Origin of the sequence: Pseudomonas sp. TAE6080, from assembly GCF_018732265.1 — a bacterium.
Classification (GTDB): domain Bacteria; phylum Pseudomonadota; class Gammaproteobacteria; order Pseudomonadales; family Pseudomonadaceae; genus Aquipseudomonas; species Aquipseudomonas brenneri.
On sequence record NZ_JAHIDY010000036.1, the window covers coordinates 24,094 to 50,097 of the forward strand.

10 protein-coding genes are annotated in these 26,004 nt (G+C 60.9%); 5 read left to right on the forward strand and 5 right to left on the reverse strand.

What is annotated here, in order from left to right; all coding sequences use genetic code 11:
* The 3 genes from KL786_RS22875 to KL786_RS22885 form a co-directional block, all read right to left on the reverse strand.
* Positions 1–627, reverse strand: coding sequence for a response regulator transcription factor (locus KL786_RS22875; RefSeq protein ID WP_032857524.1), 627 nt, complete (start codon positions 625–627; stop codon positions 1–3).
* 326 nt (positions 628–953) lie between these two features.
* Positions 954–1,670, reverse strand: coding sequence for an MgtC/SapB family protein (locus KL786_RS22880; RefSeq protein WP_032857526.1), 717 nt, complete (start codon positions 1,668–1,670; stop codon positions 954–956).
* Positions 1,671–1,994: 324 nt separating this feature from the next.
* Positions 1,995–3,332, reverse strand: coding sequence for a lysine N(6)-hydroxylase/L-ornithine N(5)-oxygenase family protein (locus KL786_RS22885; protein WP_215519055.1), 1,338 nt, complete (start codon positions 3,330–3,332; stop codon positions 1,995–1,997).
* Between the two features lie 626 nt (positions 3,333–3,958).
* Here KL786_RS22885 and KL786_RS22890 point away from each other — a divergent pair.
* The 5 genes from KL786_RS22890 to KL786_RS22910 all read left to right on the forward strand — a co-directional run bounded on the left by KL786_RS22890 (position 3,959) and on the right by KL786_RS22910 (position 9,998).
* Positions 3,959–4,582, forward strand: a complete 624-nt coding sequence (locus KL786_RS22890; RefSeq protein WP_215519056.1) for a LysE family translocator — start codon at positions 3,959–3,961, stop codon at positions 4,580–4,582.
* 271 nt (positions 4,583–4,853) lie between these two features.
* A complete protein-coding gene (locus KL786_RS29905) occupies positions 4,854–4,991 on the forward strand; it encodes an SDR family oxidoreductase (RefSeq protein ID WP_286675761.1) in 138 nt (45 codons plus the stop codon).
* Positions 4,992–5,449: 458 nt separating this feature from the next.
* Positions 5,450–6,622 carry an efflux RND transporter periplasmic adaptor subunit gene (locus KL786_RS22900; RefSeq protein WP_215519057.1) on the forward strand — a complete coding sequence of 391 codons (1,173 nt, stop codon included), beginning with the start codon at positions 5,450–5,452 and terminating at the stop codon, positions 6,620–6,622.
* Complete coding sequence (locus KL786_RS22905) at positions 6,623–8,596, forward strand: MacB family efflux pump subunit (protein ID WP_215519058.1); 1,974 nt, start codon at positions 6,623–6,625, stop codon at positions 8,594–8,596. It begins immediately after the preceding gene.
* A 7-nt stretch (positions 8,597–8,603) separates the two neighbouring features.
* A complete protein-coding gene (locus tag KL786_RS22910; RefSeq protein WP_215519059.1) occupies positions 8,604–9,998 on the forward strand; it encodes an efflux transporter outer membrane subunit in 1,395 nt (464 codons plus the stop codon).
* Between the two features lie 41 nt (positions 9,999–10,039).
* Here the strand turns inward: KL786_RS22910 and KL786_RS22915 are convergent, their stop codons facing one another.
* Entirely contained in the window at positions 10,040–10,999 is a 960-nt protein-coding gene (locus tag KL786_RS22915; protein WP_215519060.1) for an alpha/beta hydrolase, read from the reverse strand.
* Positions 11,000–11,046: 47 nt separating this feature from the next.
* Complete coding sequence (locus tag KL786_RS22920; RefSeq protein ID WP_215519061.1) at positions 11,047–25,992, reverse strand: non-ribosomal peptide synthase/polyketide synthase; 14,946 nt, start codon at positions 25,990–25,992, stop codon at positions 11,047–11,049.
* Positions 25,993–26,004 lie beyond the last annotated feature (12 nt).

The window sequence follows — 26,004 nt, forward strand, 5'->3', positions numbered from 1 at the left end:
TCAGATCAAATGATTGCGCTGGGCGAACTTGGACAAGTGCACCACCGAAGACATACGCAGTTTCTCCTTCAACCGGGTCTTGTAAGTACTGATGGTCTTGTGACTCAGCAGCATGTCCTTGGCGATTTCATTGTTGCCCAGGCCCAGTGCCAGCTTTTGCAGGACCATCAGTTCGCGGTCGGAAAGCGCTTCTACCAGTTGCTGTTCCGTGGTCTGCAAGTCGTCCTTGCGTACCGAACTGGTCGGCAGGCTGGGGAAGCAACTGTAGTTGGACATGACGGCCTTGATGGCTTTTTGCAGCTCATCCAGCTCACCGGTTTTCGCGACAAACCCCATCGCTCCGGCGCGCATGCAGCGCGTCGAGAAAAACACCGCCAGATAGGAGGTCAGCACCAGGATTTTGCAGGGCAGGCCCAATGCCTTGATCCGGCTGATGACCTCCAGCCCGCCCAGTTTGGGCATTGCCAGGTCCAGGATGACCAGATCTGGCCGCTCCTCCCTGGCAATCTGTAAGGCATCAGCCCCATTGGCAGCTTCGAAAATCGTCTCGAAGCCCTCTTGACGCAACAGATACTTAACAGTTGCACGAATAAACGGATGATCATCCACGATTAACGCTTTGCTCATGCGACTCCCTGGGAAGACACCACGACTGGTTAGTTGCTTCATTGGCGACCACTCATCTCATGAGGTGCCAACACCCTTACACATCACACGAAACCCCTGTACCTGTGAGAAGTACCAGTTGCGACCAACGGCACAATTTACACAGAACGTTTCAACGGACTTTGGTTAGGTGCAACGACGCAACACTAACAACGCAGCAATGTTTCGACCGAAGGGAAAATCCGGCACTTACGTAGGATTAATCCTCACTAAGCCGTAGTCAATTTCACTGAAAAAGCCGCCACCCAGGATGGGAGACGGCTTTTTGGGTCCGACAAGGAATGCCATCAATCGGTAGTGCTGGGGCTCCAGAAGGCCTGCACCACCAGCGCCGATTGGGAGACCCGCGCCACCAGGGCATCCAGTTCGTCACCATCGACCGAGTTGGCCGCCAGCGTGGCCTCGATCTCCACTTCTTCACTGCCAAAGGGCCGTACGTCGACATCGCTGGCCGGGTAGTTACAGCGCGCCAGTTCCGACTCCAGCAAGGCCATCACGGCCTGCTGCTGGGTACGCCGGGTGATCACATAGAGGATATTGGTGACCTCGGCGGACACCACATCCAGGGGCTGGCGGTTGATGTTGTTGACGATCGGTCGCAGCAACGTATTGGCCGCCAGCACAAACATCGTGCCCAGGAACGCTTCGAGGATCAGGTCGGCACCAGCGCAGGCACCCACGGCGGCAGAAGTCCACAGTGTGGCTGCGGTATTGAGCCCACGTACATTGCCCTCCTCCCGCATGATCACCCCGGCGCCGAGAAAGCCAATGCCTGATACCACGTACGCCACCACCCGTACGGCACCTTCGGCCCCCGCCAGGCGGTTGGCCATGTCGACAAAGATCGCCGCCCCCACTGCCACCAGCACGTTGGTGCGCAGCCCCGCCGTGCGCTGGCGGAACTGACGCTCAAAGCCGATCAGTCCACCCAGAATAAAGGCCGCGCTGAGGCTGACCACGGTGTCGATCAAGGAATCAAGATTGATGTTATTGAGGGCTTGCATGATGAATCTCCCTTTGTCTGCCCGCAGGATCCGCGTCGAGAAAAGGGGGATAAAGCAGGAACCAGAATGGTTCGCCACCGAAATACCGCTTCTCGCTTTATCGGCGAGGCAACGGCATGGAGATGCGCGTCAGCTGGCCAAGCCTGGTCGACAACTGTCACTCGAAAGTCTGTTCACGAAAGTCTGCGCTATGGATGAAAACCGGCGCAGCTTACGCCCGCAGTCTGAGGGAGGAAAGTGACAGGACGGCGAATCGGCAAGTTCTTCAGCCAGGGTTCAGCCAGCAATCGCCCCCACAGGCGCGGGAGCGATCAGTCGCTGGTATCAGCTCGCGGTTGCCAGCAGCAAATCACGCACCGAGCGCCCCTGGCCCAGGCGCCGATCATGTTCATGCAGCGACGCGGCAATCTCATCGGCGCGAATCGGCAGGATCGACAGCAACGTATCGCTCAAGCCATGGCTGGCCTGGCTGAAGCCCTGCATGTAGATGCCCGCCTTGCAGCGCTCGTCGGTGACCACGCGGTAGTCGCGGCTCACTTCAAAGTCCCCCATATAGGCTTCGAGCGGCGCCAGCAACTGGCGATGCATCTGGCGCTCATAACCAGTGGCCAACACGACGGCGTCGTAGTGGTTGATCACGGTCTCACCGGTGGCGTTATGGCGTACCAGCAACTCGATGCCCAGGGGCCCGGCGCTGGCTTTTTCCACGGTGGTCAGGGTGCGGAATGCGTGACGGGCGATGCCGGAGACTTTCTGGCGGTAGAAGATCCCGTAGATACGCTCGATCAGGTCCAGGTCCACCACCGAATAGTTGGTGTTGTGGTACTCGTTGACCAGGCGTTCGCGCTCGCTGCTGGGCTGTTGGAACACCAGGTCAGTGAATTCCGGGGAGAACACTTCATTGACGAACGGGCTGTCATCGGCCGGCTTGAGGGCCGAGCCACGCAGGATGATATCCACCTGCACCGAGGGGAAGCTGTCATTCAGATCGATAAACGCCTCGGCCGCGCTCTGCCCTCCGCCAATGATCGCAATGCGCATCGGCTTACCCTCCACGCACGGCTGCTGGGCCATACGCGCCAGGTACTGGGAATGGTGGAACACCCGGCCGTCATCCTTGAGCGCCTTGAACGCTTCGGGAATCCGTGGCGTACCACCGGCACTGACCACCACCGAGCGCGCGGTGCGCACCAGTTGCTCGCCCTGGGCATTGCGGGAGATCACCCGCAGCGCCTCGACCTGCTGCTGATGCAGGATCGGCTCGATGGCCAGCACTTCCTCACCATAGCGGCTTTGCTCGGTAAATTGCCCGGCGACCCAGCGCAGGTAGTCGTTGTACTCCATGCGGCACGGGTAGAACGTGCCCAGGTTGATAAAGTCCACCAGGCGCCCGTGGGCCTTGAGATAGTTGACGAACGAATAAGGGCTGGTGGGGTTGCGCAGGGTCACCAGGTCCTTGAGGAAAGAAATCTGCAATTCACTCTGGCTCACCAGGGTATTGCCGTGCCAGCGGTAGTCGGCCTGCTTGTCGAGAAACAGTACATCGAGCTTGCCCTGGGCTTTCTCGCGCTCTTGCAGGGCGATGGCCAGCGCCAGGTTCGAAGGACCGAAACCAATACCGATCAGGTCGTGAACCGCGGGCGATGCAATTGCCTGTGTCATTCCAGTGTCCTCTGGATAAGCCCCGTGGCAGTGGGGCGGAAAGCCTGGGCGGCCTGCTGAACAACAGGCCATGTGTTGATAGGAAACGAGGACAATGAAAAAAAATTTAAGGCGTGCACCTTATTCAGTGGCGCTCCCACTCGCCCATTCAGCAACGCTTCATTGCCCAGACCATGTACTGCTCGACCCCGGCGGGGAATAGCCCGGGGTTCGGCAATCTTCGAATGAGACACACCTTGAACTTTGCGCAACAGGAAGCTTGCATGACACATGCGGTGACGAGCTTTTGGCTATTGAGCAAATCTACGCAAGGTGCATCTTGAAATTCGCCGCCCCCACTACCCTCGGCCTTGATCTGCTGAAAAAGTACTTTGGTACTTCTGTGGTTGGGCTTCGCTAGGAACGAATCGGCTTTAAGAGTATCCAGCGCGTGTTTGCTTACCCTAACCAGTATATTTTGAAGGCGAAATATTTCAATCTAGGACACCTCCCTCAATCCCGTAAATACAACACCGTTTTTTTCAACAATCGCAAAAAAACTGGAATAATGCCTCTTGACATAGGCCGCAACCGATTGTAAAAAAAACAAAGATTAAATTTGCATATCTTCACAGGTGGGTTAACAAATGGATTTGTCGACACTCATGCTTTTTGTACCGGCTTGCTTCGCTTTAAATCTAGCGCCCGGTCCAAACAACCTTCTCTCAATTAATAACGCGGCCCACCATGGCTTCTCGGCATCTTGTTTTGCCGGAATTGGGAGGCTGATTGCATTTGCGATAATGATTGCCTTGGCTTCTGTCGGACTTGCCGCCGTTATCTTCGCATCGGAAACAATCTTCACGATCATAAAAACTATCGGAGCTGTATATTTGATTTATCTGGCCTATAAATTATGGACCAGTGAAGGTTTTACCGTTGCGCAAACAGAAACTGGAGCCAAGGTAAGAATTTTTACACTAATACGCCAGGAATTTCTTGTTGCAATCGGAAATCCAAAAGCGATTTTAATCTTTACAGCATTCCTACCTCAATTCATTGTGCCGGACCAACATATTTCTGCACAATTTATAACGCTAGGAGCCATGTTTCTAGTCCTCGAATGGATCGCCATTGCGATTTATGCATACCTTGGGCTGCACCTCCAGCGCTGGCTTGCCGGTGCCAAAGCAAAAAAACTATTCAATAGAGTCTGTGGCTCACTTCTTGGAGGGGCGGGCCTAGCCCTCCTGGTTGCGAGAAATGCCTAAGTCACCAGACTTCCAGAGCAATCATCTAATTGATAACGCTCCTGCGAAATAAGTTTTTTATAGCCTGACTGCTGTCGCATAGCGTCAAGGGGATCTATATAGATCCTCGCATTTATTGGCATGAAGCCACTACTGCCCTCTTTTAATGGATTAAAATCATGGGTTTCCTCGGCACTTCAAACTGCATTGCGCTGCTCAGTGAGCATATTGCGACGCACACCGATATGAGACTACAAGACCCTCGGGCATCTAATTGGCCAAGCGTTATAAATTGCTACCCGCAGCAATACCCTCGATTGATGAAATCTTAAATGTTGCAGTTTTCTTGATTTCTGACTTGTCGACAGGTGTAAGCGGTGAGCGAATTTTTGTCGACGGTGGCTTTCACAATATGTCAGCTGCAATATAGCGTGCGACTTTGGAGTAACGCTGAAACCCCGTTGCCTGTCATTACTACGGCGTGAGCAGTTCTCCGCTCATTTTTCGTGAACATCCGGCGGGCACTCATGCAGTGCCCGAGGGTGTACGAATTGGTGCGTATGTTGGGTCGCGAAAGTGTCCAGCGACAGGTGATGGCACTACAGGCCACCTGAGCGCAGACGCGGCTGCCCAGGCATCCAGTGATAGCAGTTTGAGGCTGTCTAATTTATAGTGATTCTCATATAGATTTGAAGACATCCGTAGTGCTTGCCATTGAGGAGTTGCCATTCACGCAGCTGTAACTGCGCGTGAGAGCACTTAAATTTCAGGGCAAATACCTCGTTTACCTGACAGCTTCCCGCAGTTGTCGTCACCTCGGCTGGCCTCATGCCCACTACCGGTGCTCGACTGAACTGCGGTCCGAACTTTCCTGGCTGGAACCCGTGCATGAACCGTCCCCGACACACCCGGCGCGCGCTGCTGGCAGCACTTTGCCTGATCCCAGTGGCCGCCTTCGCCGCCTGGCAACTGATCCCGCCCGGCCGGGATAAATTTGCCACCCTGCAAGTACACCGGGGCGATATCGAAAGCAGCGTGACCGCCCTCGGCACACTGCAGCCACGACGCTACGTCGATGTCGGTGCCCAGGCGTCCGGGCAGATCCGCAAGATTCACGTTGAAGCCGGCGCCCAGGTCAAGGAAGGCGACCTGCTGGTAGAGATAGACCCCGCCACCCAACAAGCCAAACTCGACGCCACCCGCTACTCCGTCGCCAACCTGCAGGCACAACTGCAAGAGCAGCACGCGCAAAACCGCCTGGCGCGGCAAAAGTACCAGCGCCAGCAACGCCTGGCTGCCGGTGGCGCCACCCGCGATGAAGACGTACAGACCGCCCAGGCCGAACTGGATGCGACCCAGGCGCGCATCGACATGTTCAAGGCCCAGATCAGCCAGGCCCAGGCCACGTTGCGGGTCGACCAGGCCGAGCTTGGCTACACGCGCATCTATGCGCCGATTTCCGGCACAGTGGTGGCCGTGGATGCCCGCGAAGGCCAGACCCTCAACAGCCAGCAACAGACGCCGCTGATCCTGCGGATCGCCAACCTGTCGCCCATGACCGTCTGGGCGGAAGTCTCGGAAGCGGATATCGGCCATGTCAAACCCGGCATGCAGGCGTATTTCACCACCCTGAGCGGTGGCAATCGGCGCTGGACCAGCACCGTGCGCCAGATCCTGCCGGTGCCCCCCAAGCCCCTCAACGAAACCAGCCAGGGCGGCGGCAGCCCTAGCAGCTCCAGCAAGAGTGGCAGCGGCCGCGTGGTGCTCTACACCGTGCTGCTGGATGTCGACAATGCCGATAACGCGTTGATGGCGGAAATGACCGCCCAGGTGTTTTTCGTCGCCAGCCGCGTCACCGATACCCTGACCGCGCCGGTCGCAGCCCTGCAAGGTGGCACCCGCCCCGACATGCAACTGGCCCGCGTGGTGGCCAAGGACGGCAGCATCGAAGACCGTGAGGTGCGGGTCGGTATCAGTGACCGCCTGCGCATCCAGATCCTCGACGGCCTCAACGAAGGCGATCACCTGCTGATCGGCCCCGCCCAAAGCAGCGGAGGCTGAATGTTGACGCCGCTGATCGAACTTCGGGACATCCGCAAATCCTACGGTGGCGGTGATGCGCCCCAGGTCGACGTACTGCGCGGGATCGACCTGTCGATCCATGCCGGGGAATTCGTGGCGATTGTCGGGGCCTCCGGCTCCGGCAAGTCGACCTTGATGAACATCCTCGGCTGCCTCGACCGCCCTACCGTCGGCCAATACCTGTTCGCCGGGGAGAACGTCGCCCAACTGGACACCGACGAACTGGCCTGGCTACGCCGCGAGGCCTTTGGCTTTGTGTTCCAGGGCTATCACCTGATCCCGTCCGGCTCGGCCCAGGAAAACGTCGAGATGCCGGCAATCTATGCCGGTACTCCCGCCGCTGAACGTCATGCCCGTGCTGCCGCCCTGCTTACCCGGCTGGGGCTGGCCGAGCGCACCGGCAACCGCCCGCACCAACTGTCCGGAGGCCAGCAACAACGGGTGTCGATTGCCCGCGCCCTGATGAATGGCGGGCATATCATTCTTGCCGACGAACCCACCGGCGCCCTCGACAGCCATAGCGGCGCCGAGGTCATGACCCTGCTCGACGAATTGGCCAGCCAGGGTCACGTAGTGATCCTGATCACCCACGACCGCGAAGTGGCAGCCAGGGCCAAGCGCATCATCGAGATCCGCGACGGCCTGATCATCAGCGACACCCCGAACCCCGGCAACCAGCCCGCCACTGAAGCCAACCCCAAGGCCCTGCAAGCGGTAGACCTGCGCCAACGCCTGGCCGACGGCGCCGAGCACAATGGTGCCTGGAAAGCCGAACTGCTGGACGCGGTGCAAGCGGCCTGGCGGGTCATGTGGATCAACCGCTTCCGCACGGCCCTGACCCTGCTGGGGATCATTATCGGCGTGGCCTCGGTGGTGGTAATGCTCGCCGTGGGCGAAGGCAGCAAACGCCAGGTCATGGCGCAGATGGGCGCCTTTGGCTCGAACATTCTCTATGTCAGCGGCTCGGCGCCCAACCCGCGCACACCGCCCGGCATTATCACCATGAACGACGTCACCGCCATGGCCGCCCTGCCCCAGGTCAAGCGCATCATGCCGGTCAATGGCGCGGAGGCCGGGGTGCGTTTCGGCAATGTCGACCACATGGCCTATGTCGGCGGCAACGACACCAACTTCCCGGCGATTTTCAATTGGCCGGTGGTCGAGGGCAGCTACTTCACCGAAGCGGACGAACGCGCCGCCGCGACCGTCGCGGTGATTGGCAAACGGGTGCGCGACAAGCTGTTCAAGGATCTGCCCAGCCCCATCGGCCAGTACATCCTGATCGAAAACGTGCCCTTCCAGGTGATCGGCGTGCTCGCCGAAAAAGGTGCCAGCTCCGGTGACAAGGACAGCGACGACCGTATCGCCATCCCCTACTCCGCCGCGAGTATTCGCCTGTTTGGCAGCTACAACCCCGAGTACGTGGTGATTGCCGCCGCCGATGCGCGCAAGGTACACGAGGCCGAAAAAGCCATCGACCAGCTGCTGCTGCGCCTGCACAACGGCAAGCGTGATTTTGAACTGACCAACAACGCCGCAATGATCCAGGCCGAAGCACGAACCCAGAACACCCTGTCGCTGATGCTCGGCTCGATTGCCGCCATCTCGCTGCTGGTGGGCGGCATCGGCGTGATGAATATCATGCTGATGACCGTACGCGAACGCACCCGGGAAATCGGCATCCGCATGGCCACCGGTGCGCGGCAGCGGGACATCCTGCGTCAGTTCCTCACCGAAGCGGTGATGCTCACAGTGGTTGGCGGGGTGGCCGGGATCGGTCTGGCCCTGCTGGTCGGCGGCGGGCTGATCCTCAGCAGCGTGGCCGTCGCCTTCTCCTTGCCCGCCGCCCTTGGCGCCTTCGCCTGCGCGCTGGTCACTGGCGTCATCTTCGGCTTTATGCCGGCCCGCAAAGCAGCCCGGCTCGACCCGGTCACGGCCCTTACCAGTGAATGATCGCCCTATGAAAGCGCACTTGACCCTCATCGCCGCCAGCCTGCTGCTGGCCGCGTGCAGCAGCCCGGCACAGCGCCCGGATAGCGGCCTGCAAGCACCTGCCACCTGGGACACGGCAAGCCAGGCCAACGCCCTGGCAGTCAACCGGCAATGGTGGACCGCCTTCGCCAGCCCGCAGCTCAACCAACTGATCGAACAGGCCCGTAGCGGGAGTCATGACCTGGCTAGCGCCATGGCCCGAGTACGCCAGGCCCAGGCCGACGCCGTTGTCGCCGGCGCACCACTGCTGCCCGAGCTCAAGGGTGGACTCAACGCCAGCCGGCAGAAACAGCTGCGCGGCACGGGCAATAGCCAACAAAATAGCAATAGCAACAAAGACACAGTGGACTCCTTCAGCGCGAACCTCACCGCCACCTACGAAATCGACTTCTGGGGCGGCAAGCGTGCCGCACGCGACAGTGCCGAACTGGCAGTGCGCGCCAGCGAATTCGACCGGGCCACGGTAGAACTGACCCTGCTCAGCAGCGTCGCCATGGCCTACACCCAATTACTGGCGCTGCATGAACAACAACGCATCGCCGAATTGAACCTGGGCAATGCACAGAGCGTCCTCAAGCTGGTACAGACCCGTCATGACGCCGGCTCTGCCACCCTCCTGGAGCTGGCACAGCAAAAGAGCCTGGTGGCCGCACAACAACGGCAACTGCCGCAAGTGCGCCAACGCGCCGAAGAAACCCGAATCAGTCTGGCTGCCCTGCTCGGCCAACCCGTGCAGACCCTGCGGTTCACAGATCAACCCTTTGACCAACTGCGCTGGCCAAGCATTACCGCCGGAGTGCCCAGCGACCTGCTCAGCCGCCGCCCGGATGTCGCCAGTGCCGAGGCGCAACTGGCTGCTGCCCAGGCCGATATCATCGTCGCCCGCGCCGCCATGCTGCCCACCCTCACCCTGACCGCCAACCTTGGCTCTGGTGCCAACCGGGCGGCCGATATGTTGCGCAACCCGTTCTACAACCTCGCGGGCGGGCTGATCGCGCCGATTTTCAACAATGGCCGCCTCAGCGCCGGACGCGACAAGGCCACTGCGCGCCAGGATGAGCTGCTGCACACCTATCGCGCAGCGATCATCAATGGCTTCGCCGACGTGGAAAAAGCCCTGAGCAGCATTCGCCGGCTGGACGAACAGCGCCAGTGGCAGCACGAGGAATTGAGTGAGGCGCTCACCGCTTTTCGCATCGCCCAGAGCCGCTATGAGGCCGGCGCAGAAGACTTGCTGACGGTCTTGGAGACCCAGCGCACACTGTATGCCGCCCAGGACCTGAATGTGCAACTGCGTCAGGCGCGACTGGGGGCAAGCATTGCACTGTACAAGGCACTGGGAGGCGGCTGGCAGGCACTGTAGGCGCCGGCTTGCCGGCTCCTGCCAGGGAGTCCCGTACTAAATCAGTGGCGCGCGAAAGCCACCCGTAACGATTCGGCGATCCACTCCAGAGCCTCTTCAGCCTCGTCGATAATCGCCCCCATACGCATAAAGTCATGGGTCATACCCGCATAAACCTTTACATCAACCGCCACGCCGGCCTGTTTCAAATGGGCGCCATACGCCACCCCTTCGTCGTGCAACGGATCGCACTCAGCCACCGCCAGCAACACCGGCGCCACGTTAGACGGAACCTGCGCCAATAGCGGTGAAAAACGCGGGTCCAGACGATCACTGTGCTCGCCAGCGTAATGCTGGTAGAACCAGCTCAACGTGTCCTTCTCCAACAGATAACCCGAGCCATAACGCTCCAACGAAGCGGTCGGGCGGCTCGCATCGGTCACCGGATAGATCAACACCTGCAAGCACGGCTGGACCTGGCGCCCATCAGCCGCCAACTGGTTGCAAAGAACCGTGGCCAGGCTGGCGCCAACACTGTCGCCAGCTACGGCCAGACGCGCCGGATCGATCCCCAGGGCACCAGCCTCCTGTACCAACCAGTGCCATGCATCCTGTGCATCGTGAACCGCCGTGGGAAACACCCACTCCGGAGCCAGTCGATAACCCACGGAAATCACTACACAACCGGCCCGGGCCGCCAACGAGCGGCACAGCGCATCGTGTGAGTCGAGACTGCCAACCACATAGCCACCACCATGAAAATACAACAGCGCGGCACGGGTCGAGCCAGGCGGCGTAGCGCTGTACAAACGCGCCTCCAGTCGGTTGCCATCACGTACCGCAATCGACAGGGTTTCAACCCGTGGCAGCTCCTCGCAGTCAGCCATCATCAACTGGGAGGATTGATCAAACTGTTCACGAGCGGCTTGTGGGGTCAACTGATGCATGGCCGTGCGCTTGCCGCTGTCACGGCCGGCACCGACCAGTTCAAGAAATGCGGCAATATCAGGGTTTAACGACATGAAACAACTCCATGCTGGCCAGGCGATTCGCCCGGCCAGGTTCAGGTTCAAGCGCTGATTGGGGTCAGCAACCGGGTAAGTGCCTGATCCAGGCTTTCAAGGAAACGCGAATTGCGAGGGACTTCGAAGTGCCCGCAAGACAAACTCGGCCCGGCAGCGTCCTGGCCTATTTGCAGGCCTAGTGCCTGGGCAGCCGCTTCATGGCCTGCGGCCCACCAGCAATGAGGTGCTGCCTGAATCTGCGGGCAACGGGCCAGCGCCAGGGACAAACGCTTGAGACGCCGAGCCACGCTGAAGATATGCCCCAGCTCATCCGCCCCCAACACCTGGGACAGCGAGCCCACAGCGACCGTCTGCTGCGCCAGCAAGCCAGCGAACAGTTGACGCAAGCCCGCCGGGGTTTCATCCAGGGTGACCGGCAGTATCGCCTGCACGCCAGGCATCATCACCTGGATAAACGAATGCAGATCCTCCAGGCCGTCATCCATCTCGCCAGCAGGCTCGGTGCCCGGAACGAAACTGTCCATCAGACCAAGGAACTCGACCTGCTGGCCCTGACGCTCCAGCTCTGCCGTCATCAATATCGCCAGCGTCCCGCCCAGGGACCAGCCCAGCAAATGGTATGGCCCATGGGGTTGTCGGGCGCGCAGGTCATCGACGTAATCCACGGCCATGCGCTCCAGCGACGAGTCCTGCCAGTTGGCGTCAAGCAGCATCCGGCACTGAATCGCCTGCACCGAGCGGCGCCCGGCTAACAGCCGCGCTACGGGCTCGTAATCAAATACCGTGCCAAACCCTGCGTGTACACAGAACAAGGGGGCCGGCTCAGTCTCGGCTTGATTCATCGTCAGTATCGACATAGGTTTTGCCGCAAGCGCCGGTGCTTCACCACTGCCGGTCAGTTCGCCAATCGTCGGTTTTTGCATCAGGTCACGCAGTTTCAGACTGAAGCCATGCACCTTCAGCGCACGCGACTTGGCCACGACTTGCAGGCTTAGGATCGAGTCGCCACCCAGCTCGAAGAAGTTGTCGCCCAGCCCGACCTGCTCGACCTTGAGTACGGTCTGCCAGATCTGCGCCAGGGCTTTCTCCAGCTCGGTACGCGGTGCTACATAACCGCGCTGCTGTTGATTGACATCAGGGTCTGGCAGGCCTTTGCGGTCGAGCTTGCCATTGGGGGTCAACGGCATACGCTCCAGCACCATCAAGTGCGCGGGCACCATGTAATCCGGCAACTCGCCTCTGAGTTGTTCGCGCAGGCGGTCGCACCAACCGCTGTCAACGCCACTGTCCTGGGCCACCACATACCCGACCAATTGCTTGCCGCTGCCACCCTCGCGGGCGACCACCACGGCATCCCGCACCCCGGCACAGCCCTTGAGACGCGATTCGATCTCGCCCAGTTCGATACGGAATCCGCGGATTTTCACCTGATTGTCGATGCGCCCCAGATAATCGAAGACGCCATCCTGGCGTTCGCGCACCAGGTCGCCGGTGCGGTACAAGCGCCCACCGTCGAGGCTGAACGGATCGAGGACAAAACGCTCGGCCGTCAGTCCCGCACGGTCCAGGTAACCCCGGGCCATGCCATAGCCGCCCAGGTACAACTCACCCGCTGCGCCTTTGGGCAATGGGTTCAGGTCGCTGTCCAGTACATAGGTGCTGCGTGCACCAACCTTGCTGCCAATCGGCGCGTAAGCCGCGCCGCAGGTGTCGTCTGGCCCCGCCTTCCAGATCAGCGGAGTGACCACGGTTTCGGTCGGGCCGTAGCCGTTAATGATGAACTGGGGCTGCAAGGCGCGTTGCGCCAGCGCCAGGCTGGCTTGCGGTACCGCATCACCACCAAAGCAGTAGATACGCACCGCCGGTGGGTTACCTTCACGCTCGGCGTGCTCGGCCAACTGTTGCAGATAAACCGGCGGGAACGCCGCGACTGTTACGCCATGCTGGTGCAAGGCCTCAAAGGTCTGTTCCGGCGTCCACAGGTTGTCATCGCGAATCAGCAGGCGCCCACCGTGAGTCAGCGTGGTCAGCCAACGCTCATGGGCACCGTCGAAGGCAAAGGACATAAACAGCAATTCGCAGTCCTCAGGGCTCATGGTGTAACGCTCGCCAATCGCCCGGCAATGCATGGCCAGCGGACCATGTGCCACTGCCACGCCTTTGGGCAGGCCGGTGGATCCCGAGGTGTAGATCACGTAGGCCAGGTTTTGCGCTTGCAACCGCACCTGTGGGTCTGTCACGGGCTGGTCAGCGAGGTCCAATTGATCGAGTTCCAGCACGCGCACGTGCGCCAACGCTGGTAATGTCTCGCGCAACGAGGTATCGGTAAGCAGCAAGGCAATCCCTGAGTCTTCCATCAAGTAGGTCAGACGGTCCTTTGGATAGCCGGTGTCCAGCGGCACATAGGCGCCACCGGCCTTGAATACCGCAAGCAAGGCCACGATCAGCGACTGGCCGCGTGGCATGGCCACGCCCACTCGCACTTCCGGCCCCACGCCTTCGGCGACCAAGAGGTGAGCCAGGCGGTTGGCGGCTGCGTCCAGTTCGGCGTAGGAATACACCGTCTCACCAAACAGCACCGCGGGCTGCTGCGGTGTACGAGCGGCATACTGGGCAATACGCTGGTGAACATACAGGCCATCGAACTCACGCTCGGCTGGCTGCACCTCACCAACCAGAGCCTCAGGCAGACCGATATTGCCCAAAGGCTGAAGCGCATTGCTGGCCAGTTGTTCCAGCAGCCCTTCCATGTTGCGGCGAATGCTCTGTACCGAGGCTTCGTCGAAATGCTCCTGCAAGTACATGTACTCGATGACCAAGCCGTCCTCAAGCGTCACCATCAGGTCCATCGGAATGTTAGTGCGTCCATAACTGCCGGTATCGCCAAAGCGCAGCAGTGGATCGTTGACTGCGTTGAGGGCCTGATCGACCGGATGGTTTTCGAACACGATAATGCTGTCGAACAAGCCCTGGCCACTCTGCCCGGCCCAGCGCTGAACATCGGACAACGGCGTGTATTCGCGCTCACGCAGTTGCAGGTTGTAATCCTGAATGTCGCGTAACCAGTCCCCCAGTTGGCGCGACGGGTCGATCACTTGAATCACGGGCAAGGTGTTGATGAACAACCCCAGCATGCGTTCGGAATCGGCCAGTTGCGCAGGACGCCCGGCGACAGTGGCGCCGAAAGCCACGCTGCTCTGGCCACTGTAGCGACTGAGCAACATCAGCCAAGCGGCCTGCACCAGGGTATTGAGCGTGACGTGCTGGGTTTGCGCAAACCCCTTCAAGCGCTCGGTCGCAGCCTCACCCAGCCGGCTGTAAAGCGCATGATGACCTTGGCCGCGCTGCTTGCCTGCAAACGCATTGGCCAGGTAGGTCGGCTCGTCCAGGCGGACCAACTGCTGGCTCCAGAACGCCTGGCTGGCCTGCGGGTCTTGCTGGCGCAGCCACGCGATGTAGTTGCGATAAGCCACAGGATCCGGCAACGCTACGCCCGAGTAGTGCTGCAAGATTTCACCCAACAGTTGCGACACGCTCCAGCCATCGATCAGCAAGTGGTGATAGGTCCAGACCATCTGGTAGCTGTCCGCACCCAGACGGGCCAGGACAATGCGCTGCAACGGCGGGCGCTCCAGATCGAACCCACGCTCACGCTCATCGCGGGCCAGTTGCTCCAGGCGTTGGGGCAAGTCGTGGGCACCTTGCAGGTCCAACTCGACCATTGGCAGCTCAAGACAGTCCATGACAAATTGCAGCGGTTGTTCCAGGCCTTGCCAGACAAAGCCGGTGCGCAATATGGCATGGCGCTCGCAGGCCGCACCCCAGGCGCGTTTGAAGCGCTCCACATCCAGCCCCTGCACCGCAATGCTCAACTGGTTGATGTAGAGCTCTGCATCTGGCGCGTTCAGGCCCAGGAACAACATACCCTGCTGCATTGGCGACAAGGGATACAGATGCTCGACCCGCGCCAAAGGCAGCCCCAGGCCATGCAACTGTTCATCACTAAGCCCGTGCAACGGTTGTTCACCGAGCGCGCTATCAGCAGCAACCGCCGGTACCGCCCAACGGATATGCCGGGCCAGGACCTCAACGCTACGGTGCTGGAAAATATCCCTTGGGCTCAACTCAAGGCCGGCCTGACGGGCGCGGCTGACTACCTGGATCGAACTGATGGAGTCGCCACCCAAGGCAAAGAAGTTATCCGTTACCCCGACCTGACGGAGCCCCAGCACGTCTTGCCAGATATCGGCCAGGATACGTTCGACCTCACTGCCCGGCGCGACGAAAGCCTGTTGGGCCAGTGCCTGATCCGGCACTGGCAGCGCCTTGCGGTCCAGCTTGCCGTTGGGGGTCAACGGCATACGCTCAAGCAGTACCAGGGAGGATGGCACCATGTAGTCGGCCAGGTGGATGCTTAATTGCTCGCTCAACTGGCTGACGAAATCCGCCTGGCGCGGCTGTTCGGCCGCCGGCAACAAGCGGTCCTGTGGGACCACATAACCTACCAGGCGCGGCCCGGTGGGGCCGGGAACGGCAACCACCACAGCCTCGACGACACTGACCTGCTCCAGCAAACGTGCTTCGATCTCCCCCAGTTCAATCCGGAAACCACGGATCTTCACCTGATGGTCGATCCGGCTGATGTAGTCGATCACCCCGTCCGCGCGATACCGCGCCAGGTCGCCGGTACGGTAGAAACGCCCGCCCGGCTCGCCATACGGATTGGGCAGGAAGCGCTCGACGGTCAATGCCGGACGTTCGAAATAACCCCGCGCCAGGCCATCGCCACCGATCAGCAACTCACCGGCCACCCCCACCGGGTTGGCCGACAGGTCTTCACCGAGGATGTACAGCGAGGTGTTGTGGATCGCCTTGCCCAGGTACGGGTGGCTGTGTTCGCTGCTCAACGGCTGCAAGGCCGACCAGATAGTGGTTTCGGTCGGGCCATAGAGGTTCCAGGTTTGCGCACCCAGGGCCGTCATGCGCACTGCCAGTTCATCGGCCAGCGCTTCGCCGCCGCACAGCAAGCGACGACCCGCCAGGGCGCCCGCGTTAGGGCTTTCCAGCAGCATGCGCCAGGTCGATGGCGTGGCTTGCAGCAGCGTGATGCCCTGCGCTTGCACCTGTTGCAGGATCAGTTCCGGATCACGCTGGGTGTCCTGGCTGGCCAGGACCACACGCCCGCCGACCATCAATGGCGTGTACAGCTCCAGGCCGAAGATATCGAAGGAGAACGTGGTCAGCGACAGCAGGCGATCCTGCGCACCGATCCCCGGCGCGGCAGCCATGCTGACAATGAAGTTGGTCAGCGCGCCATGGCGCACCATCACGCCCTTGGGCTTGCCGGTGGAGCCGGAGGTGTAGATCGCATAGGCGAGGTTTTCCGGGTCCAACGCCACCTGTGGGTTTGCGCTGCTGTAGCCGCTCAGGGCCTGGCCCAGGTCCAACGCCTGTACGTGAGCCGGGATTGGCAAGGCCAGATGAGCCTGGCTCAGCAGCAGCTTGAGGCCGCTGTCTTCGATCATGTAGCCCAGGCGGTCCTGCGGGTATTCCGGGTCCAGCGGCACATAGGCGCCACCGGCCTTGAGCACCGCCAGCAAACCGACGACCATTTCCAGCGAACGCTCAACCGCCACGCCCACCAGCACGTCCGGGCCGACGCCCAGTTCCAGCAGGCGGTGCGCCCACTGGTTGGCGCGGGTGTTGAGTTCGGCGTAGCTCAGTTGCTGTTCGGCAAACACCAGCGCCACCGCATCAGGGGTGCGCGCCGCCTGTTCTTCGATCAACTGCTGGATGCACTGCCCGGCTGGGTAAGCTGCGGCGGTGCGGTTCCAGTCATGCAGCATTTGCTGCTGGCTGGTCTCAAACAGCTTGAGCTCGCCCAGCGGACTGTCCGCCGCTACCTCAAGCATCTGTTCGAGCACTGCCAGCAGTTGCTCACTCACCTGAACGATGGTCGAGGCCGCAAAGTGCGCACACTGGTAGCTGAAGTTGAACGCCAGGGTCTGCCCCACACCGATCATCACGGTCAACGGGTAGTTGGTCCGCTCGAAATAACTGACGTTCTTGAACACCAGTTCCTTGGGCGCTTCCTGCTGCAGCACCTCGGACACCGGGTAGTTCTCGAACACCAGCAGGCTGTCGAACAGGTCACCGCCGTCCTGCGCGGCCCAGCGCTGGATGTCGAACAACGGCGTGTATTCGTACTCACGCAGGCGCAGGTTCAACTGCTGCACACTGTGCAACCAGCTTTCCAGGCTTTGTTCAGGTTGTGGGCTGGCAATCACCGGCAGCGTATTGATGAACAGGCCGATCTGTTGTTCGACGCCCTTGAGGTCGGCTGGCCGCCCGGACACAGTAGCCCCGAACGCCACGCTCGATTGACCGGTATAACGCTTCAACAGCAACAGCCAGGCCGCCTGGACCAAGGTGTTGAGGGTGACTTTGTGAGCCTGGGCCAGGCTGCGCAGACGTTGGGTGGTAGGTTCGTCCACAACTTGGCGCTGTTCGCCATAGAGCGCCTGCGAACCAGCGACGGGTGTGTGTGCGATAGCACGGGCCAAATGGGTCGGCTCATTGAGCGCCAGCAGTTGCTCTTTCCAGAATCGCTCGCTGGCCTCGGCATCCTGGCGTTGCAGCCACTGGATGTAGTCACGATAGCGGCCGGCATTCAACGCCAGCGTTTCACCGCTGTAGCGCTGCAACACCTCCCCCATCAATTGCGAAGCGCTCCAGCCATCCATGAGGATGTGATGGTTGGTGTAGATCAGGTGATAACGCAGTGCATCGACGCGTATCAGCACCAGACGCAATAACGGTGCCTGCGTCAAATCAAAGCCCTGCGCACGCTCAGCCAAGGCTCGGGCGTCCAACTGCGCCATGAGATCGGCGCGACCTTGCCAGTCCAATACCGTGAACGGCACGCTGACGTGTGGGTGAACCACCTGCACCGGTTGCTCCAGGCTGCCCTGCCAGACAAAACTGGTGCGCAGTACATCGCGAGCATCCATTGTGGCTTGCCAGGCGGCCAGAAAACGTTGCGGATCAAGCCCCTCGACATCCAGCCGCACCTGGTTGGTGTAACTGCCACCCTGAGGCTCATACAGGGTATGGAACAACATGCCGCGCTGCATCGGCGACAAGGCATACACATCCTCAATCGCACCAGCACTGGCCGGCAATTCGTCCAGTTGCTGCTGGGTCAAAGTCGCCAGCGGGAAATCCGAGGGTGTCAGGCCACGATGCCGGGACTGGCAACAATGCTCGATCAGTTGCTCAAGTTCACGGGCGTACTCATCGGCCAGGCGCTGAATCACCGGCTCACTGAACATCTGCTCACTGAAGGTCCAACCCAGGCTCAACTCACCGCCATACACCTGGCCATTGAGCGACAACCAATTGCCCAATGACGCCAGCGGGCTGTGCTCGGCGCCTTTGGTTTCAGAGGCCGGAACAAACAGCACACCGTCCTCGGCATCGAAACTGCCGTCGAACTGCCCCAGGTAGTTAAAGGTAATGCGCGGCACTGCTTGTTGGCTCAGGGCCTGGCGCGTCGGCTCATCGCCCAGGTAACGCAACAGGCCAAAACCGATCCCGCGATCGGGTACCGCACGCAGTTGCTCCTTGATCTGCTTGATCGAATCGGCGATAGCGTCAGCTGGCGTCAGATTGACCGGGAACATACTGGTGAACCAGCCCAGGGTGCGGGTCAAGTCCAACTGTTCAAACAACTCCTCACGACCATGCCCCTCAAGCTGAATCAGCGTTGAGTCCTGCCCGGTCCAGCGGCAGATCACCCGCGCCAACGCAGCCAACAGCAGGTCGTTGATCTGGGTCCGGTAGGCCACGGCCGTGTCCTGCAACAACTGACGGGTCAGGGTTGAGTTCAATCGCGTATAGACAGTCTGGGCATGACAGTTTTGCAGTGAGCCTTGCGGGTTGTCGCAAGGCAGTTGTGCGGCATCGGCCAGCCCCTGGGCTTGCCAGTACGGCAACTGTTGCAGTAAAGCGGCGCTCTGGCCATGAACCTGCAAGTGCTCGACCCAGCGCTTGAATGACACCGTCTTGAGGCCGAACGTGATCACCTGCCCTGCCAACAGCTGCCTATAAGCCTCTTGCAGGTCCTCCAGCAGGATGCGCCAGGACACACCGTCCACCACCAAATGGTGCACCACTAACAACAGGCGTTGCTCGCCTCCGGGCAATTCGAAGAGCACCGCACGCAATAGCGGCCCGTGCTCCAGGCCGAGACTGCCCTGAGCCTGGTCGGCAAGCCATTCAAGCTCGCCCAGGTCAGCCACCGTTTTGTGCCAGAGCGGCGCGGGCAACAGCTGCTGTTGCTCCAGGGAGCGATAGCTTGCCGTCAGGCTCTGTGGGTCAAAGCTCAGGCGCAAGCCGTCGTGATGACTGATCAGTGCCTGCAATGCCTGTTCAAGGCGTTGCGGATCCAGAGGGTTCAACGGCTTGAGCAACACCGATTGGTTCCAGCGCTGACGCTCGGGGATTGCCTGCTCAAAGAACCACTGCTGCACCGGTAACAGGGCGCAGGCCCCGCTGACCGGGCCTTGTTCAACGAGCCCATGCGGTTCGCCGACCTCAGCCACCCTCGCCAGGCGCTGGACTGTTTGTTGCTGAAACAGATCTTTAGGGGTAAAGCGAATACCCACCTGGCGCGCCCGGCTGACCACTTGGATCGAAATGATCGAGTCGCCACCCAGGGTAAAGAAGTTATCCGTGACACCGACCTGCTCAAGCTTGAGGATGTCCTGCCAGATCGCCACAAGCTGGCGCTCCAGGGCATTGCCCGGGGCGAGATAAGCCCGCAGGTTCTGGGTCAGGTCTGGCACCGGCAAAGCCTTGCGGTCGAGCTTGCCATTGGGGGTCAGCGGCAACTGGTCGAGGAACACCACGTGCGCCGGCACCATGTACTCCGGCAAGTGCTCCTTGAGCTGCGCCTTGATCGTCTCGCCCAGGGCTGCCGCCCCTTCGCTGGCACTGGCGGAGGCCACCAGATAGGCCACCAGTTGCTGACCGCTGGCCCCTTCGATTGCCAACACCACGCCTTCGCGCACGGACTCAAGGGCCAGCAACCGCGCCTCGATTTCACCCAGTTCGATACGGAAGCCACGCACCTTGACCTGATGGTCGATACGCCCCACGTATTCGATCACGCCATCGGCGCGGTAACGGGTCAGGTCGCCGGTACGGTACAGACGCTCGCCCGTGGTCGAGAATGGGTTGGGCACATAACGTTCGGCCGTCAGGCCTGGACGGAACAGGTAGCCACGGGTGATACCCTCGCCCGCCAGATACAGCTCGGCGGCGACGCCTATCGGTACCGTTTGCAGCTGTTGGTCCAGCAAGTAGCTGGCGGTGTTGTCCAGGGGCCGGCCAATATTGGCCGACGCCCCGATGGCGCGCCGGGTCCAGGTCGAATAGGTAGTGTCTTCCGATGGACCGTACAAGTCGTAGACATGCTCCACCGTGGGCTGCGCATAGAGAACCTCTACCAACGACTGCTTCAGCGGTTCACCGGCCAGGTTGATGATGCGCACACTCGCGGGAATCTGCCCGGCCCGTTGCAGGGCGGCAATCGCCGACGGCACGGTGTTGATCAGGCGCACTTGATCCCGGGCCGCCAGGTCAGGCAGCTCCAGGGCATTGCGTGCCATGACGATTGAGCCGCCACTGGCCAGGGTGACAAAAATCTCCCACACCGACAGGTCGAAACACACGGACGTCGAGGCCAGGACACCTTGCAGGTCATCCTGGCTGTACACCTGCTGCGACCAGTGGATCAGCGCCAGCACGTTACGGTGGGCAATCGCCACACCCTTCGGCTTGCCCGTGGAGCCGGAGGTGTAAATCACATAGGCCAGGTTCGACGACTGCCCACGGTGCCCCGGGTTGTGCTGCGGATACCCGGCAAACGCGTCGCCACCGGCCTCCACCAGCATGACCTGGGCATTACCCTGCGGCAGTTGCTCCAACAGGCTGGCCTGGGTCAGCAAGACCTTGGCCTGGCTGTCTTCAAGCATGTAGGCCACACGGTCCTGCGGGTAATCCGGGTCCAGCGGCACATAGGCGCCACCGGTCTTGAGTACCGCCAGCAAGGCAATCACCAACTCGCTGGAGCGCGGCATCGCCACGCCCACCCGGACTTCCGCCGCAATACCCAGCTCGATCAGCCGGTGCGCCAACTGGTTGGCCCGCGCATTGAGCTGGGCGTAACTCAGGGTTTGCTCGCCCGCCACCAGGGCCAAGGCATCCGGCTGTTGCTTGGCGCGCGCTTCGATCAGCTGCTGGATACCTGGCTGATCGGCAAAGGTCGAACCGTTGGCATTCCAATCGTGAGTGATCAACTGCGCTTCGCGGATGCTCAGTAGCGGCAGCTCGGCCACCGACTGCTGCGGGTCACTGACGATCCCCTGCAACAGGGTTTGCCAATGCAAGGCCAGGCGCTCGATGCTCGCGGCCTCGAACAGGTCAGTCGCGTAAATCAAGGACGCCGACACCCCGTCCTCGGATTCGAAGGTGTTCAAGGTCAGGTCGAATTGCGCCGTGGCGCTCTCCCAGCTCAAACCTTCGACATGCAACGCGTCCAGCCGAATGCGGGTGCTCAGGTGCTGGGGGTCCTGGCTCTGATGGTTGAACATCACCTGGAACAACGGGTTATGGCTCAGGCTGCGCTCGGGCTGCAAGCGATCGACCAACTGCTCGAACGGCAGGTCCTGCCAGGCCTGGCCGGCCAGCGCGGAACGGCGCACCTGGCCCAGGAAGTCGCGAAACGACAAGCCCTCGCTGAACTCAGCCTTGAGCACCTGGGTATTGACGAAGAAGCCAATCAGGCGCTCGGTCTCCAACCGGTTACGGTTGGCGATGGGCACGCCGACGCGAATATCGTTTTGCCCGCTGTAGCGGTGCAACAAAGCCTGGAACGACGCCAGCAACAGCATAAACAGCGTGACCTGTTCGCGCTGGGCCAACTGTTTCAACGCCGCGCCCAGCTCTGCGCTCAACGGGATCTGTACTTGCGCGCCACGGTAACTCTGCTGGGCCGGACGCGGATGATCGGTCGGCAACTCCAGCACGGGCTGCTCACCGCCCAGTTGCTCCAACCAATATGCCAGTTGACGCTCGCGCTCGCCGCTGTCCATCCACTGGCGCTGCCACAGTGCGTAGTCGGCGTATTGGATCGGCAAGGCCGGCAGTTGCACGTCCTGGCCCTGGCTGTAACCGGCATACAGTTCAATCAACTCATCCACAGTCACTTTCATCGACCAACGGTCGGAGACGATGTGGTGTTGAGTCACGATCAGCACGTAGTCGTCGGCCGCCAATTGCAACAATTTGGCCCGCAACAACGGACCTTGATGCAGATTGAACAGTTGGCTTATTTCCTGGTCGACCCGGGCCTTGAGCCGCGTATCGAAATCTGCTGTCGGACCGAAGGGTTCGACGGCGAGAGTCAGCTTCATCTCGGGCTGAACCACCTGCACGGTGCCCCCGCCTTCTTCGATGAACTGTGTGCGCAGGCTCTCATGACGCGCCAGCAGCGCGTTGAAACTGCGCTCCAGCGCAGCGACATCCAGAGTGCCACGCAGGCGCAGCGCCGTCGGAATATGGTAAGCGGCGCTGTCCGGGTCCAATTGCCAAAGGAACCATTGACGCTCCTGGGCATAGGACAGTGGTAGAGATTGATCGCGCCCGATCCGAATCAACGCGGGGGCTTGTAACAGCGGTTCCTGGCCCGAAGCATCTGGTTCCAGGGCCTGGACAAAGGCCTGCAAGGTGCTGTGTTCAAACAACGTACGCAGCGGCACTTCAGCGTTCAACAACTGCCGCACCCTCGACATGACCTGGGTAGCCAGCAACGAGTGCCCGCCCAGTTCGAAGAAATTGTCCGTCAGGCCCACCTGCGTAAGCTTGAGCACGTCTTGCCAGATCTGCGCCACTTGCCGCTGCCGTTCGGTGCTCGGCGCCACATAGGTCTTCTGCACCTGGCTGGCGTCCGGCTTGGGCAGGGCCTTGCGGTCCAGCTTGCCGTTGGGCGTCAGGGGTAGGCGCTCCATGAACAGCCAGTACTGCGGCACCATGTAGTCCGGCAGTTGTTGGTGCAGGCTGTGTTTCAGCGCTTCGCGCAAGCTGTCTTCTGACGCCTCGGGCGCCACCAGGTAGCTGACCAGCACCGGCCCTTGCGCACCGTCCTGGGCCACCACCACCGCTTCGCGGACCTCGGTGTGTTCCAGCAAACGCGCTTCGATCTCACCCAGTTCAATCCGGAAACCACGGATCTTCACCTGATGGTCGATCCGGCTGATGTAGTCGATCACCCCGTCCGCGCGATACCGCGCCAGGTCGCCGGTACGGTAGAAACGCCCGCCCGGCTCGCCATATGGATTGGGCAGAAAGCGCTCGGCGGTCAGTGCCGGACGTTCGAAATAACCCCGCGCCAGGCCATCGCCACCGATCAGCAACTCACCCGCCACCCCCACCGGGTTGGCCGACAGGTCTTCACCGAGGATGTACAGCGAGGTGTTGTGGATCGCCTTGCCCAGGTACGGGTGGCTGTGTTCGCTGCTCAACGGCTGCAAGGCCGACCAGATAGTGGTTTCGGTCGGGCCATAGAGGTTCCAGGTTTGCGCACCCTGGGCCGTCATGCGCACTGCCAGTTCATCGGCCAGCGCTTCGCCGCCGCACAGCAAGCGACGACCCGCCAGGGCGCCCGCGTTAGGGCTTTCCAGCAGCATGCGCCAGGTCGACGGCGTGGCTTGCAGCAGCGTGATGCCCTGCGCTTGCACCTGTTGCAGGATCAGTTCCGGATCACGCTGGGTGTCCTGGCTGGCCAGGACCACACGCCCGCCGACCATCAATGGCGTGTACAGCTCCAGGCCGAAGATGTCGAAAGAGAACGTGGTCAGCGACAGCAGGCGGTCCTGCGCACCGATCCCCGGCGCGGCGGCCATGCTGACAATGAAGTTGGTCAGCGCGCCATGGCGCACCATCACGCCCTTGGGCTTGCCGGTGGAGCCGGAGGTGTAGATCGCATAGGCGAGGTTTTCCGGGTCCAGCGTCACCTGTGGGTTTGCGCTGCTGTAGCCGCTCAGGGCCTGGCCCAGGTCCAACGCCTGTACGTGAGCCGGGATTGGCAAGGCCAGATGAGCCTGGCTCAGCAGCAGCTTGAGGCCGCTGTCTTCGATCATGTAGTCCAGGCGATCCTGCGGGTACTCCGGGTCCAGCGGCACATAGGCGCCACCGGCCTTGAGCACCGCCAGCAAACCGACGACCATTTCCAGCGAACGCTCAACCGCCACGCCCACCAGCACGTCCGGGCCGACGCCCAGTTCCAGCAGGCGGTGCGCCCACTGGTTGGCGCGGGTGTTGAGTTCGGCGTAGCTCAGTTGCTGTTCGGCAAACACCAGCGCCACCGCTTCTGGGGTGCGCGCCGCCTGTTCTTCGATCAACTGCTGGATGCACTGCCCGGCCGGGTACGCTGCGGCGGTGCGGTTCCAGTCTTCGAGGATCACACGCTCGTCCGACGTGGCCAGCAACGGCAATTGCGCAATACGTTGCGTAGGGTCAGCCACCACTGCCTGCAACAGGTGCTGCCAGTGTTGCGCCAGGCGCTCGATGGTGCTGGCGTCGAACAGATCCGTGGCGTACTTGAGCACCGCTTCGATGCCATGGGCATGCTCGACCGTGTTAAGCACCAAGTCGAACTGGGCGGTCTGGCTTTGCCATTCCAGGCGTTCAACGTGCAATTCGCTCAGGCCGGTTTGCGCATCGCTGCGGCTTTCGGCCTGGTGGTTGAACATCACCTGGAACAACGGGCTGTGGCTCAGGCTGCGGCCTGGCTGCAGCGCTTCCACCAGTTGCTCGAAGGGCAGATCCTGATGGGCCTGGGCATCCTGCGCGGTCTGGCGAACCTGGCGCAGCAACTCGATGAACGAGCCCTGGCCATCGATATCAGCCTTGAGCACCTGGGTATTGACGAAAAAGCCGATCAACCGCTCGATTTCAGCGCGACCACGATTGGCCACTGGCACACCGACGCGAATGTCTTCCTGACCACTGTAACGGTGCAACAGCACCTGGAATGACGCCAGCAACAGCACGAACAGCGTAGTGTTTTCCCGCTTGGCCAGGGTTTTGAGGCTTTCAGCGAGCGCCTCATCAAGAATCAGGCGACAACTGGCCCCAGCAAAACTCTGCAGCGCCGGCCGTGGGAAGTCGGTGGGTAATTCGAGCACCGGCTGTTCGCCGCCAAGCTTGTCTTGCCAGTAGGCCAGTTGCCGCTCCTGCTCACCCGCCTCCATCCACTGGCGCTGCCATTGCGCATAGTCGGGGTACTGGATCGTCAACGCCGGCAATTGCACTGTTTGGCCCTGGCTGAAGCCGGCATAAAACTGCACCAGTTCCTCGACCATGACCTGCATCGACCAGCCATCGGAGATGATGTGGTGCAAGGTCACCACCAACACATGGTCGTCAGCAGCCAGACGCAGCAGACGTGCGCGCATCAGCGGGCCCGCCTGCAAATCAAAGAGTTTGCCTGTTTCTTGTTCGACAAATGCCTGCAAGTACGCTTCCAGAGCCTCCCCCTGCGGCAGGTGCAGTTCATCGACATCCAGTGCAAAAGGCCCTGCTGGCAGGACCACTTGCAAGGGCTGATCATCTTGTTGAGTAAACACGCTGCGCAAGCTTTCGTGTCGATCGACCAGGGCCTCGATGCTGCGTTGCAACGCAGCGACATCCAGCCGGCCCTTGAGTCGCAGGGCCGTGGGGATGTTATAGGCCGTGCTCTGCGGCGCCCACTGCCAGAGGAACCACTGCCGTTGCTGGGCATAGGACAGCAACAACGGTTCTTCGGCCGCGCGCTGGAAAACCGGGGCAATCGTGAAAAGGTTCAGGCCTTTCTGTTTGAGCAGAACTGCCAGCGCCTTTCTTTGTTTGGCCGAAAGTTTCCCTACCGACTCGATTAACTCTTGCACGCGTTGTCCTCA